Consider the following 12,689-nt stretch of genomic DNA (forward strand, 5'->3'; position numbering starts at 1 on the left):
CAACCTGCCTCCGTCAATCGGCCCTGTGGTCGACGATGGTGCGGAACCCGCCGAAGATCATTCTCTTGGTGTCGAAGGGCGCGGATGCCATCGCTTCCGCCATCCTCGGGTCGTCCATGACCTTCGCCATGCCGGCGTCGCGTACCTCCTTCGACGGCCAGACGATCCAGGACAGGACCACCGTCTCGTCCTGTTCGCATTTCACAGCCATCGGGAACGAAGTCAGCTTGCCCTCGGGCACGTCGTCGCCCCAGCATTCCACGATGTGCAGCGCGCCATACTCCACGAACACCTTAGAGGCCCGTTCGGCGATGTCCTTGTAGGGCTCCATTTTGGCGGTGGGCACCGCCACGACGAATCCATCCACGTAACTCACGGCATTTCTCCTTCGGATCGATCAGCAGGGGGTCATTCGGCGGCGGCGGTGCCATGGCAGCACGCCTTGGTCGAACCGGGGTCATATTCGTCATGCAGCCGCAGCCAGCTCATGGTGCCCTCGGCCTCATTGCGTCCCTTCGGGACCATGTCGAGAAGAGCGAAGGGCGTGAACACCAGCTCGGTGCCGCGGGAATAGGTCGAGTAGGTGTGGAACACCGCCCCGTCGGCGCCGCGGGCGAAGACGCTGTACCCGGGCAGGTCGGTATGGGCGTACGCGGTGGTGCCGTAGTTGTAGGAGACGGCCCCGGCGGCGATCTGCTCCGGCGTGAAGGCGGTGCCGTAATCGTGGTTGAAGCTGTTGCCGCCGCAGGACACCCAGCGGAAGGTCCAGCCCAGGCGCCTGCGGGCCGCCTCGATCTCGTCGACCGACGCCCGTGAGACGGCGGCGTAGGACAGGTCCGCCTGCTCGAAATGCTGGCGGGCGGCATCGACCATGTCGGCGGCACCGGCACAGCCGTCGCAGATCGGCCCGCCGGGCGGCAGCATGAAATGCTGGACGACGAGCTGGCTGCGCCCGTCGAACAGGTCCGCCAGGGTCGCGGTACCTTGCGGAGTGTCGAAGACGTACGCCTCCTCGACCCGGACCCAGGGCAGGGCGCGCCGCTCCGCATTGACCGCGTCGCGCAGATGGGTCGCCTCGCGCTCCCGGTCCAGCAGGGCGAGGCGGGCCTGAAGCCATTCTTCTCTCGAAACGATCCTCGGTGTCATCGTGTCCTCCCGTCGGACTGAACGGGGCGGATGCTGGTTGACTAATATGTTGATGTCAACATAATTGACTCATGAGCATGCGTGACGACCTCCCCATCGACGTGACCCTCGAAGTGCGCGACCGCTGTCTGTGCCTGCATCTGCAGCGGGCGGCGCGGGCGGTCGCCCGCCGTTTCGACGAGGCGCTGCGGCCGTTCGGCCTCACCAACGGGCAGTTTTCGCTGCTGATGTCCCTGAATCGGCCGTCCCCGCCGCGCATCGGCGACCTGGTGCCGCTTCTGGCGATGGACCGCACGACCCTGACCGCCGCGTTCAAGCCGCTGGAGCGGCGCGGGCTGGTCCGGGTGCTGGTCGATCCCGAGGACCGGCGCGGCCGGCGGATCGAGATCACCGATGCCGGCCGCGACGCCTTGGTGGCGGCCGTTCCCGTCTGGCGTCGCACCCATGACGAGGTCGATGCCCTGGTCGCCTCCCGCAATCTGGACGGCCTGCGGGCCGACCTGCTGTCGCTTTCCTGACCGACCCCCGACCCCAGAGGATCCATGATGCAATCGAACCCCTATCTCACCTTCGCCGGCGACTGCGCCGAGGCCTTCGGTTTCTACGCCGAGGTGCTGGGCGGCAAGATCGACGACGTGCTGCGGTTCGGCGAGGCGCCGGACTGCGACTGGGTGGCCGACGACTGGCGCGACAAGGTCATGCACAGCATGTTCACGGCCCCGGGACTGGTTCTTATGGGGTCCGACGCGCCGCCGCAGATGTACGAGAGGCCCCAGGGCGTGTCGGTGGCCCTGCATGTGGACAGCGAGGCCGAGGCGCAGCGGATCTACGACGCCTTCAAGCAGGGCGGCACGGTGAAGATGGAGTTGCAGGAGACATTCTGGGCCAGCCGGTTCGCCATGCTCGTCGACCGGTTCGGCATCCGCTGGATTATCAACTGCGGGAAGCCGGAGGGCTGACCCGGCGGCGGTCAGACCACGTTGCGCTCCTTCAGCGGCCGGCCCTCCAGAATGCGCTCGATGCCGAAGCGGGTGAGGTCGAGGGTCCGGAACCGGCTGGCGGTGATCAGCTCGCTCACCGCCCGCCCGGCCGCCGGCGACTGCTGAAGGCCGTGGCCGGAGAAGCCGGTGGCGAAGATCAGGTTGCCGATCTCCGGATGCCGGCCAATCACCGCGTTCTGGTCGAGGGCGTTGTAGTCGTAGGGTCCCGCCCAGGCACCGGTCAGCTTCACCGCCTCGAAGGCCGGAATCCGCTCGGCCAGGGCGGGCCAGACCACGTCGTCCCACCAGCGCCAGTCCACCTCGATGTCCCAGCTTTCCGGGTCGTCCTCTTCCGGCGGTGAGATCCCGCAGACATAGCCCGCTCCTTCCGGCCGCACGAAGACGCCGGTGGTGCCGATGGTCAGCGGCAGCGGCGGGCCTTCCAGCGGATCGCGGCAGGCGATCTGATAGACCGTGCGGATCCGGGGTCCGACCGGCAGGTCGATGCCGGCGAGACCGGCGACCGTGCCGGAATTCGCTCCCGACGCGATCACCAGGGTGCCGCAGGCGATCGCGGAGCCGTCGGCAAGCGTCACCCGCTCGACACTGGCCTTGCCGCGTCCGATGCCGGTCACCTCGCCGGTGACATAGGCGACGCCCAGCGAGCGGGCCTTGCGCTTGAAGGCCTGGAGCAGGGTGTTGGGGTCGATCCAGCCCTCCCCGCGCTCGCCGAAGGTGGCCGCCGCCACGCCTTCGGTGTTCAGGTAGGGAAAGCGCCGGCCCAGCTCGTCGGCCTCCAGCCAGGAAATCGCGGCGCCGGCGGCGGTCTGTACCGCGTGGTTCTCGGCCAGGATGGCGCGGCCTTCCGGCGGGGCGAGGAACAGATAGCCGTTCTCCACGAAGCCCAGCTCCGGGCGCTCGCCCTCGACCTCGAGCAGGTCGGCCGCCTCGGCGACGAAGGCGCGGGCGTAGAGCCCGATCTCCACGTTCTCGCGAATGGAGAACTGCTGCCGGATGCCGCCAACGGAGAGCGGCGTGGAGGCGCGGGCATAGGTCGGGTCGCGCTCGACCACCACGATCCGACCCTTGAAGTCCGGCGACGCGGCCAGAAAATAGGCAGTGGCGGACCCGACTGCCCCGCCACCCACAATCACCACGTCCGCCTGTCCGCCGTCCGTCCCAGTCATGCGCCGCTCCCTTGTCCGGTCAGTGTCGGGAGCGTCAGGCATCCGTGACGGCCGGACAAGGGCCGCGTATAGTCTGCGCGACGGAAAAGGAGCCTTTCGTGGCCGCTACAGCCGAGGTCGAGACCCGCACCGACAGTTCCCGCGAGCGCAGCGCGCCGCAGGTCGAGCTTGCGGTGCTGGGCAAACGCGTCCCCAACCGCAAGGCGATCTGCGACGTCCCGGCCCTGGCCGCCGAAATCGAGGAGGTGGCCGGCGATCTGAAGGACCCGACCTTCCGGCGCGGCGCGATCCTGGACCTGCTGAAAGCCGCGCTGGCCGACGCCACGGGCGAGATCCGCCGCCGGCTCGAGGCCACCAACGACGGCGCGGCCTGCGTGCGCGGCCGGGCCTGGCTGATGGACCAGATCATCGGCGTCATCGCCACCCACGCCGCCGAACGCGAATTCCCGGCCACCAACCCGACCACCTCGGAACGGATCGCCGTCACCGCGGTCGGCGGCTACGGCCGCGGCGAGCTGGCGCCGCAATCGGACATCGATCTGCTGTTCCTGCTGCCCTACAAGCAGACCGCGCGCTGCGAGCAGATCGTGGAGTACATGCTCTACCTGCTCTGGGATCTCGGCCTGAAGGTCGGCCACTCGACCCGCTCGGTGGCCGAGTGCATCCGCCAGGCCCATGCCGACATCACGATCCGCACGGCCATGCTGGAATCCCGCTTCCTGTGGGGCGACGACGCGCTCTACGAGGAGATGCGCGAGAAGTTCATGGCCGATATCGCCTCCGGCTCGCCGCTGGAGTTCGTGGAGCAGAAGCTGCAGGAATCCGATAACCGGCACCGCCGCATGGGCGATAGCCGTTACGTTGTCGAACCGAACATCAAGGACGGCAAGGGCGGGCTGCGCGACCTGCATACCCTGTTCTGGATCTCGAAATACGTCTACCGGATCGAGGATGTGGCCGAGCTGGTGCCGCGCGGGGTGCTGGATCTGGCCGAGGCCCGGCGCTTCGCCCAGGCGCAGAAGCGGCTGTGGACCATCCGCTGCCACCTGCATTACCTCACCGGCCGGCCGGAGGAGCGTCTGACCTTCGACGTGCAGCCGGTGATCGCCGAGCGGCTGGGCTATACCGACCGGGCGGGCGCCATCGCGGTCGAGCGCTTCATGAAGCACTATTACCTGACGGCGAAGGATGTGGGCGACCTGACCCGCATCTTCTGCGCCGCCATCGAAGCCGAGTACAAGCGCCGCCGCCGCCGCTTCCGCCTGCCGAAGATGTTCGGCGAGCAGCGGTTCGGCGATTTCCGGGTCGAGGGCGACCGCATCACCCTGATCGACGATGACGCGTTCCAGCGCGATCCGGTGAACCTCATCCGGCTGTTCCACGACAGCCATTTCCGCGACCTGATGATCCACCCGCACGCCCTGCGGGTGATCACCCAGAACCAGACCCTCATCAACGCCGACCTGCGGCGCGATCCCGAGGCGAACCGGCTGTTCCTGGAGATCCTGAGCAGTCCGAAGGGTCCCGAGCGCATCCTGCGGCGGATGAGCGAGGCGCGGGTGCTGGGCAAGTTCGTGCCGGATTTCGGCCGGGTCGTCGCCCAGATGCAGTTCGACATGTACCACACCTACACGGTGGACGAGCACACGCTGGTCTGCCTTGGCGTGCTGCACGCGATAGAGCAGGGCGAGCTGAAGGAGGTGGCGCCGATCGCCACCGACGTGGTGCACAAGATCCTGTCGCGCCGGGCGCTGTATGTGGCGCTGTTCCTGCACGACATCGCCAAGGGCCGCGGCGGTAACCACTCGATCCTGGGCGAGCGGGTGGCGCGGCGGGTCTGCCCGCGCCTCGGCATGACCGAGGAGGAGACCGACACGGTCGCCTGGCTGATCCGCTGGCACCTGCTGATGTCGGACACCGCCTTCAAGCGCGACATCCACGATCCCAAGACGGTGGAGGATTTCGCTCGCATCGTACAGTCGCCGGAGCGGCTGCGCCTGCTGCTGGTGATGACCGTGGCCGATATCCGCGGCGTCGGCCCTCATGTCTGGAACGGCTGGAAGGCCCAGCTTCTGCGCGATCTTTACTACGCGACCGACGAAATGCTGACCGGCGGGACCTCGCCGACCAAGACCGGCGCGCGGGTCACCGTCGCGAAACGGAAGGTGGCCGAGCAGCTCGCCGGCTGGACCGAGGCGGAGGTGGAAGCGCATCTGGCCCTCGGCTACGATCCCTACTGGCTTGGTTTCGATACCGAAACGCTTGTGCGTCATGCCTGGCTGGTGCGCCGGGCCCAGGCGTCGGATGCCCGTCTGGTGGTGGAGCATCGCCTGGACCCGGACCGCGAGGTCACCGAGGTGACGGTATACGCCGCCGACCATCCGGGCCTGTTCTCCCGCATCGCCGGCGCGATGTCCTCGGTCGGGGCCAACATCGTCGATGCCCGCATCGTCACCCTGGCCGACGGCATGGCGATCGACACCTTCATGATCCAGGACGACAAGCGGCAGATGTTCGACCGCTCCGACCGCCTGGCCCGGCTGGCCTCGGCCATCGAGCGCACCCTGGACGGCAGTCTGCGGCTGGAGGAGCAGCTCGAGAAGAAGGGCACGCTCACCACCCGGCGCACCCGGGCGATGAAGGTGCCGCCGCGGGTGCTGATCGACCAGAAGGCCAGCGTGACCCATACGGTGATCGAGGTGAACGCCCATGACGAGCCGGGTGTCCTGCACCGCATGACCCGGGCCCTGGCGCGGGTCGGCGTGCAGATTCATTCCGCGACCGTGTCGACCTATGGCGAGCGGTTCGTCGACGTGTTCTATGTGAAGGATGTCTTCGGCCTGAAGATCGACAGCGCCAGGAAACTGGACGAGATCCGCGGGGCGTTGCTGGACTCGCTGGGGGTCAAGCCGGCGGAGAAGACGAAATAACGAACCGCCGGCCCGTCGAGACGCGTCCCGGATCGGATCCGGGGCCTGTCGGCCGGCGCCTTAAATCCGCCGTACGGCGGCCATAGGCCTAGCGCGCCGAATCACGTACATCCTGGCCCCATGAACCTCGCCCGCGCCATTGCCACCGTCGGCGGCTACACCATGATCAGCCGGGTGACCGGGTTCGTGCGCGACATGCTGATCGCCGCCGTGGTCGGGGCCGGGCCGATCGCCGATGCGTTCTTCGTCGCCTTCCAGATCCCCAACTTCTTCCGCCGGCTGACCGGCGAGGGGGCGCTCACCGTCGCCTTCGTGCCGATGTTCGCCGGCATGGTCGAGACCAAGGGCCAGCAGGCCGCCGTCGCCTTCGCCGGCCAGGTCCAGTCCGTCCTGCTGGTCGTCCTGCTGGCCCTGCTGGCCGTGGCCGAGTTCGCCATGCCGGGGGTGATCCTGCTGCTCGCCCCCGGGTTCGGCGGGGACGACCCGCGCTACGACCTGGCGGTGGAGCTGACCCGGATCACCTTCCCCTATCTGCCGCTGATCTCGCTGGTGGCGCTGTGGGGCGGGATGCTGAACAGCCTGGGCAAGTTCTGGGCGATGGCCGCCGCGCCGATCCTGCTGAATCTGATCCTGATCGCCGCCCTGGCGACGGCGGCCGGGCTGCTGGAGACCCCGGGCCATGTGCTGGCCTGGGGCGTGGCGATCGCCGGGGCCGCCCAGGCGCTGTTCGTCGCGCTCGCCTGCTGGCGCGAGGGCGCGCTGCCGCCGCTGCTGCGTCCGCGGCTGACGCCCGAGGTCAGGCGGCTGCTGGTGCTGATCGCGCCGGCGGCCCTTGGCGCCGGCGTGGTGCAGGTAAACGCCTTCATCGGCATTCTTCTGGCCTCTCTGCTGCCGGCGGGCTCGGTCTCCTATCTGTATTATGCCGACCGGGTGGTGCAGTTGCCGCTCGGCGTCGTCGGCGTGGCGATCGGCACCGCCCTGCTGCCGATGCTGTCCCGCCAGGTCCGTGCCGAAGAGACGGGGGCGGCGCTGTGGACCCAGAACCGGGCGCTGGAGATCGGCCTGCTGCTGACGGTGCCGGCCGCCTTCGCCATCTCGGTGATCGCCGATCCGCTGATCACCGTGCTGTTCCAGCGTGGCGCTTTCTCGGCCACCGACGGCTACGAGACGGCCATCACGCTGGCCGCCTATGCCGCCGGCCTGCCCGCCTTCGTGCTGATCAAGGTGTTCCAGCCGGGCTTCTTCGCCCGCCAGGACACCGCCACCCCGGTCAAGGTGGCGGCCGCCGCGGTGGTCGCCAACCTCGCCTGCAACGCGGTGCTGCTGCCGATGTTCGACCAGGTCGGCATCGCCCTGTCGACGGTGATCTCCTCCTGGCTGAACGCCGCGCTGCTGGCCACGTTGCTCTACCGGCGCGGTCATCTGGCGCTGGACAGGCGCCTGCTCGTCCGCGCGCCGAAGATCGTGCTGTCGGCAGCCTTGATGGCGGGAGCGCTCTGGTTTCTGGCCGAGGGGCTGGCGCCCTGGCTCGCGGGTGGAACGGCGCAGCGGGTCGGCGCGCTGGCCGGTCTGGTGCTGGCCGGCCTCGCGGTCTACGCCGCCGCCTGCCTGATCCTGAAGGCCGCCCATCCGCGGGATTTCGCCGCCATGCGCCGGGCCGGCTGAGCCTCAGGTCAGCTCCACCAGAAGCGCGGCGGCATCGTCGGAGGTCTTGAACCGGCCGAACCGGATATCGTCGGCCGCGTCCGCCTCGAAGCCGCGCAGCCGGTCGATCAGCGCCGACAGGCCCTCGTTCTCGGCCGCTTCGAAAAGTCTAGCGTCGTCATACAGGCCGTACATCTCCACCAGGCGGTAGAATCCGTCGGTGCAGAGCAGGACTCTGGTGCCCGGCTCGGCCGAGGTCTCATGCGTGTTCAGCCCGACCACCGCTTCCGCATGGACGCTGAGAACCCAGTAGCCGTCCGGCCGGTTCATCCTCGCCCGCTGGCGGCGCAGGGTCGCGTTGATGTCGCTGCCGTCGGAAAGCAGGCGACGGGCCTGGGCCTGCTCGTCCTTATCGGAAACTGGTTTCGGAATCGCAATAGCATCAGCGCCAGGTCGGCGGACCAGAGTGGTGCAGTCGGGGAAGCCGCCAAAGCTGAGCGTGCCCGACGCCCTATTCCAGCGTGTCACGGTAAGCGCCGCACTCGGCATGTCGCCGGGCGGGATCGCCGAGACGGGAGACTCCGTCTGCCGCTCTACCGCCTCCCGCAGGCCCTGGATCAGCGCTGCCGCCATGTCCAAGGGGGTGCCGCCGCCGGTATGGCGCAGCAGTCGGTCGGCCTGCTCGGCGAACCAGAACGCGTCGGTGGGCGCGTCGGGGAACAGGCGTGTGGCGCAGACGTCGGTGGCCCCGTCGATCACCCAGGCGAGTCCGCGCCGGGGGTCGCAGCCGATCCGATCCTCTGAGTTCCGGCCCTTGCCAGGATCGTTCACGCTGTCGACCAGTCGGATCACGGCAGGCTCCTCTTGGGCTCCACGCGGGCTCGCCAGCGGGTCCCGGTAACGTGCAATGCTTGATTTGAGCGCGTGGGCCGGAGATAAACCGGCCACGGACGTCTGCGGGCGTCCGCAGACGGAAGGCCCCGCAGACAGACTTCTCCGATGCACCCTAGCCGATGGCGAGTCCCTGATCCATGAGACGCATCTTCTCCGGCATTCAGCCGACCGGTAACCTGACCCTGGGCAACTACCTCGGTGCGATCCGGAACTGGGTGGCGCTGCAGGGCGAGAAATCCTACGAGTGCATCTTCTGCGTGGTCGACCAGCACGCGATCACCATCCCGCAGGATCCGGCCGAGCTGAAGCAGGCGACCCGGGAGGTTGCGGCGAGCCTGATCGCGGCCGGCATCGATCCGACCGACAGCATCCTGTTCAACCAGTCCCAGGTGGACGAGCACATGAAGCTCGCCTGGGTGCTCGGCTGCGTGGCGCGGGTCGGCTGGCTGAACCGGATGACCCAGTTCAAGGACAAGGCCGGCAAGGACCGCGACAACGCGACCACCGGCCTGTGGTGGTACCCGGTGCTGATGGCCGCCGACATCCTGGCCTACAAGGGAACGCACGTGCCGGTCGGCGACGACCAGAAGCAGCACCTGGAGCTCGCCCGCGACATCGCCCAGGCCTACAACTCGATGTTCGGGGTCGAGTTCTTCCCGCTGCCGGAGCCGCAGATCCTGGGGGCCGCCACCCGGGTGATGAGCCTGCGCGACGGCACCAAGAAGATGAGCAAGTCGGACGCGTCGGACATGTCGCGCATCAACATGACCGACGACGCCGACACCATCGCCAACAAGATCAAGAAGGCGAAGACCGATCCGGAGCCGCTGCCGAGCGAGGCGGCGGGCCTGGCCGAGCGGGCCGAGGCGCGCAACCTGGTGACCATCTATGCCGCGCTGGCGGACAGGACGGTCGACGAGGTTCTGGCCGAATACGGCGGCCAGGGCTTCGGCAAGTTCAAGCCGGCCCTGTCGGAGCTGGCGGTGGAGGTGCTCGGCCCGATCGGAGCGGAGCTGCAGAAGCTGATGGCCGATCCCGCCTTTATCGACAGCGTCCTGGCCAAGGGCGGCGACCGGGCCCGGGCGCTGGCCAAGCCGATCGTCGAGGAGGTCTACGACACGGTGGGCTTCCTGCGTCCCTGATCCCGCAGGATCCCGAGATACAGCACCGCCCCCGTCACCGCGAAGGCGGGGGCGGTCGCCAGCGCGATCCCGACGACGCCCCAATACCGCATGAACAGCGCGTTGAGTGCGATGGTCAGCACGATGTTTACCGCCGCGGCGACCGGAATGACCCCGCCGAGATTGAGCACGGCGGCGGCGCGGACCAGGATCACCACCGCGGCGAAGGCCGGCAGCTGGGTGGCGTAGGCGCTCAGCACCTGGGCGACCAGTTTGGTGTCCTCCGCGGTGAAGGCGCCGCGCTGGTACAGCAGGGCGATCACCGGCTCCGACAGCAGCCAGGCGATGCCGACCCCCGGAATGGCCAGCAGGATCACCGCGACCAGATGTCGGCGCAGGCGGGAAAACAGGCGCGCCGGGTCCTCCAGCGCGTTCTCCGCGTAGGCCGGCAGCACGGAGATGCCCAGCGCCGTCGTCACCACATGGAGGCCGGCCAGCACCAGTTTCGCGCCATAGCCCAGGGCCGAGGCCGCCCCCTCACCCAGGCGGGCGGCCATGAGCTGGTCGATCAGCCCGGCGCCCGACAGCAGCAGCGTCGCCAGGAACAGCGGCCCCCAGCGACGCAGGAGATCCGCCAGATCGGCCCGGCTGACCGAGACGGCCGGACGATAGCCCAGTCGGCGCGCCGCGCTGAGCACGATGGCGGCCTCCGCCAGGGTGCCGATCACCGCGCCCCAGGCCAGGGCCGACACGCCGAGGCTGTCGCGGAACCCGATCAGCAGCAGCGCCATGGCCAGCGGCGTGAGAACCGGCGCGATCGCCGGCAGGGCGAAGCGCCGTTCCGCCGTCAGCACCGCACCGCCGGCATAGGCCAACCCGCCCATCACCGCGAACAGGGTCATGATCCAAAGCATGTCGGTGGCGAGCGTGATGGTGCGCGCCGAATATTCCGGCGCGACGGCCGGCAGGTAGAGCGGGGCGAAGGCGGCGCACAGGATCGCCGCACCGGCGATCACGCCGGCGACGATCCCGGCTCCCGAGGTCGCCAGCGCGGCGGCGCGCCGCCGGTCGCCGCCGCGTTTCGCCGCCAGCAGCGCCGGAATGGCGGCGATCTGGAACGAGCCGGCGACGATCTGCACCAGGAAGACCGGCAGGGCGAGCGCGACGAAGAAGGCATCCACCTCGGGCCCACGGCCGTAGAGCATCGCGATCACGGCCTCGCGCAGGAAGGCGGAGGATTTGGCGACGACGGAGAGAATCGCGATGGTCGCCCCGGCGCGGGCGATCGCGCGGTCGTCCATGCCGGACGCGGCCGGTGCTTCGTCCGCCTGACTCATGGGGCCTGGCTCATGGGACCGGACTCACGAGAGATCGGGCGGGGTGAAGACGTCGATCGGCCGGGTCAGGCCCTTGACCGGATGGCCGCCCAGCGCCGTCAGGGGCTCGCCGGCGGCGTCGGAGAACTCGCGCGAGGCCAGTACCCGCACCCCCAGGGTGCGGGTCAGCCCCTCGATCCGGTTGGCGAGATTGACCGCCGGGCCGATCACGGTGAAGTCGAGCCGCTCCGCCCCGCCGATATTGCCGTAGCCGACCTCGCCCAGATGCAGGGCGATGCCGAAATCGATCACGGACTTGCCCTGGCGGCGGCGCATGTCGTTCAGGGTGCGCATCAGGGTGACGGTGTCGCGGGCGGCGGTCAGCGCCAGGCGGCAGGCATCCATGTCGCCTTCCGCCTGGCCGCGGGACGGATCGGCCGGGAAGATCGCCAGCATGCCGTCGCCGAGGAACTTCAGCACCTCGCCGCCGCGCTCCTCGACCGCCTGGACGGCCCGTTCGAAATAGTCGTCGAGCAGGTCGATGATCTCGTCCCGGCTGAGCTGGTCGGACAGGGTCGTGAAGTCGCGGATGTCGGTGTACCACACCGCGGCCCGGATGCCCTCTGCCACGCCGCGCACGATCTCGCCGGCCAGAATGCGCTCCCCGGTGTTGCGGCCGAGATAGGTCGTCAGCAGCTGGCGGGTCAGGTCGCGCCGCTCCAGCACCTCCATGCGCAGGGACAGGGCGGGCATGAACTCCCAGATCTCGCGCAGTTCCTCGGTGCTGAAGCCGCCGGGCCGGTCCGCGGTCCAGGTGGTGAAGTTGATGTTGCCGTCGGAGAACACCAGCGGCATGGCGACATAGTCGGTCGCGCCCTCCTCGCGCAGGTCGTTCAGGATCGGAAAGTCGTTCTGCTCGCCCGTCATGTCCAGGCGCCGTCGGATGCCCTGCGCGCCCTCGAAGATCAGCGGCATCGGGCTCTGCTTGTAGGCGGGGGTCTGCTGCATGCCGCGCATCACCCGCATCTGCCGCGGCGCGTCGACGTCGCGGTACCAGATGATCGAGGTCCCCGTGGCCTGGGGGTGCAGGGTGGTGATGAAATAGGTCATCCGCATCAGCGGGTATCCGCGCGCCACCATCAGCCGACCGAGGTCGCGGGCAAGGAACCGGCGCGAGGCGTAAATGGCGGAATCCTTCAGGATCCACTGCAGCGGCGTGAGGCTCGGATCGACCGGCGGCAGGCCGGAATCGTCGTCGTCGTCGAGGAAGCGGACAAGCTGACGGGCTTCCTCGTTGCCCGGGCCGATCGACCGACGGAGCAACGGCGAATAGTCGATCGGCCCGGTCTCTTCGGCGTCTTGTGCGCCGGCCGCATCGGTGTCGTCGCCGGTGGCCTCACTTGACGTCATCGGTCCGCACCCCAACTATGCGCCAACTGCCGGCATCGTCGCGCCGGCCGAGCCGTGCGCG

Annotated in this window: 11 protein-coding genes; 5 read left to right on the plus strand and 6 right to left on the minus strand. The window is 68.8% G+C overall.

Annotated elements, in window-relative coordinates; translation table 11 throughout:
• Positions 1-13: 13 nt before the first annotated feature.
• A complete protein-coding gene (locus G578_RS0122660) occupies positions 14-376 on the minus strand; it encodes a DUF1428 domain-containing protein (RefSeq protein ID WP_028796176.1) in 363 nt (120 codons plus the stop codon).
• A 32-nt stretch (positions 377-408) separates the two neighbouring features.
• Positions 409-1,146: a DUF899 domain-containing protein gene (locus G578_RS0122665; protein ID WP_028796177.1), complete on the minus strand. Its 738-nt coding sequence runs from the start codon at positions 1,144-1,146 to the stop codon at positions 409-411.
• A 71-nt stretch (positions 1,147-1,217) separates the two neighbouring features.
• Here G578_RS0122665 and G578_RS0122670 point away from each other — a divergent pair, with 71 nt between their 5' ends.
• Both G578_RS0122670 and G578_RS0122675 read left to right on the plus strand, forming a co-directional pair.
• Positions 1,218-1,664: a MarR family winged helix-turn-helix transcriptional regulator gene (locus tag G578_RS0122670; RefSeq protein WP_028796178.1), complete on the plus strand. Its 447-nt coding sequence runs from the start codon at positions 1,218-1,220 to the stop codon at positions 1,662-1,664.
• 24 nt (positions 1,665-1,688) lie between these two features.
• A complete protein-coding gene (locus G578_RS0122675; protein WP_211228994.1) occupies positions 1,689-2,105 on the plus strand; it encodes a VOC family protein in 417 nt (138 codons plus the stop codon).
• 11 nt (positions 2,106-2,116) lie between these two features.
• Here the strand turns inward: G578_RS0122675 and G578_RS0122680 are convergent, their stop codons facing one another.
• Positions 2,117-3,313, minus strand: coding sequence for an NAD(P)/FAD-dependent oxidoreductase (locus tag G578_RS0122680; protein ID WP_028796180.1), 1,197 nt, complete (start codon positions 3,311-3,313; stop codon positions 2,117-2,119).
• A gap of 98 nt (positions 3,314-3,411) precedes the next feature.
• On the opposite strand from G578_RS0122680, the gene G578_RS27790 reads away from it, so the two are divergent.
• Together G578_RS27790 and murJ (G578_RS0122690) are read left to right on the plus strand one after the other, a co-directional pair.
• Positions 3,412-6,243 (plus strand): [protein-PII] uridylyltransferase, encoded by a 2,832-nt coding sequence (locus tag G578_RS27790; RefSeq protein ID WP_084619126.1) that lies wholly within the window; start codon positions 3,412-3,414, stop codon positions 6,241-6,243.
• A gap of 120 nt (positions 6,244-6,363) precedes the next feature.
• Positions 6,364-7,908 (plus strand): murein biosynthesis integral membrane protein MurJ, encoded by a 1,545-nt coding sequence (murJ, locus tag G578_RS0122690; protein ID WP_028796181.1) that lies wholly within the window; start codon positions 6,364-6,366, stop codon positions 7,906-7,908.
• A gap of 3 nt (positions 7,909-7,911) precedes the next feature.
• Here the strand turns inward: murJ (G578_RS0122690) and G578_RS0122695 are convergent, their stop codons facing one another.
• The gene (locus G578_RS0122695; protein WP_028796182.1) at positions 7,912-8,739 is read right to left on the minus strand and encodes a PP2C family serine/threonine-protein phosphatase; all 828 of its coding nucleotides are present in this window, start codon (positions 8,737-8,739) and stop codon (positions 7,912-7,914) included.
• A 179-nt stretch (positions 8,740-8,918) separates the two neighbouring features.
• Between G578_RS0122695 and trpS the strand changes: the two genes are divergently transcribed.
• A complete protein-coding gene (gene trpS, locus G578_RS0122700) occupies positions 8,919-9,923 on the plus strand; it encodes a tryptophan--tRNA ligase (RefSeq protein WP_028796183.1) in 1,005 nt (334 codons plus the stop codon).
• Here trpS and murJ (G578_RS0122705) read toward each other — a convergent pair.
• Both murJ (G578_RS0122705) and G578_RS0122710 read right to left on the minus strand, forming a co-directional pair.
• Entirely contained in the window at positions 9,893-11,239 is a 1,347-nt protein-coding gene (gene murJ / locus G578_RS0122705) for a murein biosynthesis integral membrane protein MurJ (protein ID WP_028796184.1), read from the minus strand. The two genes, trpS and murJ (G578_RS0122705), sit on opposite strands and share 31 nt — an antisense overlap.
• 24 nt (positions 11,240-11,263) lie before the next feature.
• Positions 11,264-12,628: an adenylate/guanylate cyclase domain-containing protein gene (locus G578_RS0122710; RefSeq protein WP_051245183.1), complete on the minus strand. Its 1,365-nt coding sequence runs from the start codon at positions 12,626-12,628 to the stop codon at positions 11,264-11,266.
• Positions 12,629-12,689: the final 61 nt, after the last annotated feature.

The organism is Thalassobaculum salexigens DSM 19539 (genome assembly GCF_000423805.1).
GTDB classification, from domain to species: Bacteria; Pseudomonadota; Alphaproteobacteria; order Thalassobaculales; family Thalassobaculaceae; genus Thalassobaculum; species Thalassobaculum litoreum.

Bases quoted from the DNA above. Each gene is read 5' to 3' on its own strand.
- G578_RS0122665 (WP_028796177.1), bottom strand. From the start codon at position 1,146: ATGACACCGAGGATCGTTTCGAGAGAAGAATGGCTTCAGGCCCGCCTC.
- G578_RS0122670 (WP_028796178.1), top strand. From the start codon at position 1,218: ATGAGCATGCGTGACGACCTCCCCATCGACGTGACCCTCGAAGTGCGC.
- G578_RS0122675 (WP_211228994.1), top strand. From the start codon at position 1,689: ATGATGCAATCGAACCCCTATCTCACCTTCGCCGGCGACTGCGCCGAG.
- G578_RS0122680 (WP_028796180.1), bottom strand. From the start codon at position 3,313: ATGACTGGGACGGACGGCGGACAGGCGGACGTGGTGATTGTGGGTGGC.
- murJ (WP_028796181.1), top strand. From the start codon at position 6,364: ATGAACCTCGCCCGCGCCATTGCCACCGTCGGCGGCTACACCATGATC.
- trpS (WP_028796183.1), top strand. From the start codon at position 8,919: ATGAGACGCATCTTCTCCGGCATTCAGCCGACCGGTAACCTGACCCTG.
- murJ (WP_028796184.1), bottom strand. From the start codon at position 11,239: ATGAGTCAGGCGGACGAAGCACCGGCCGCGTCCGGCATGGACGACCGC.
- G578_RS0122710 (WP_051245183.1), bottom strand. From the start codon at position 12,628: ATGACGTCAAGTGAGGCCACCGGCGACGACACCGATGCGGCCGGCGCA.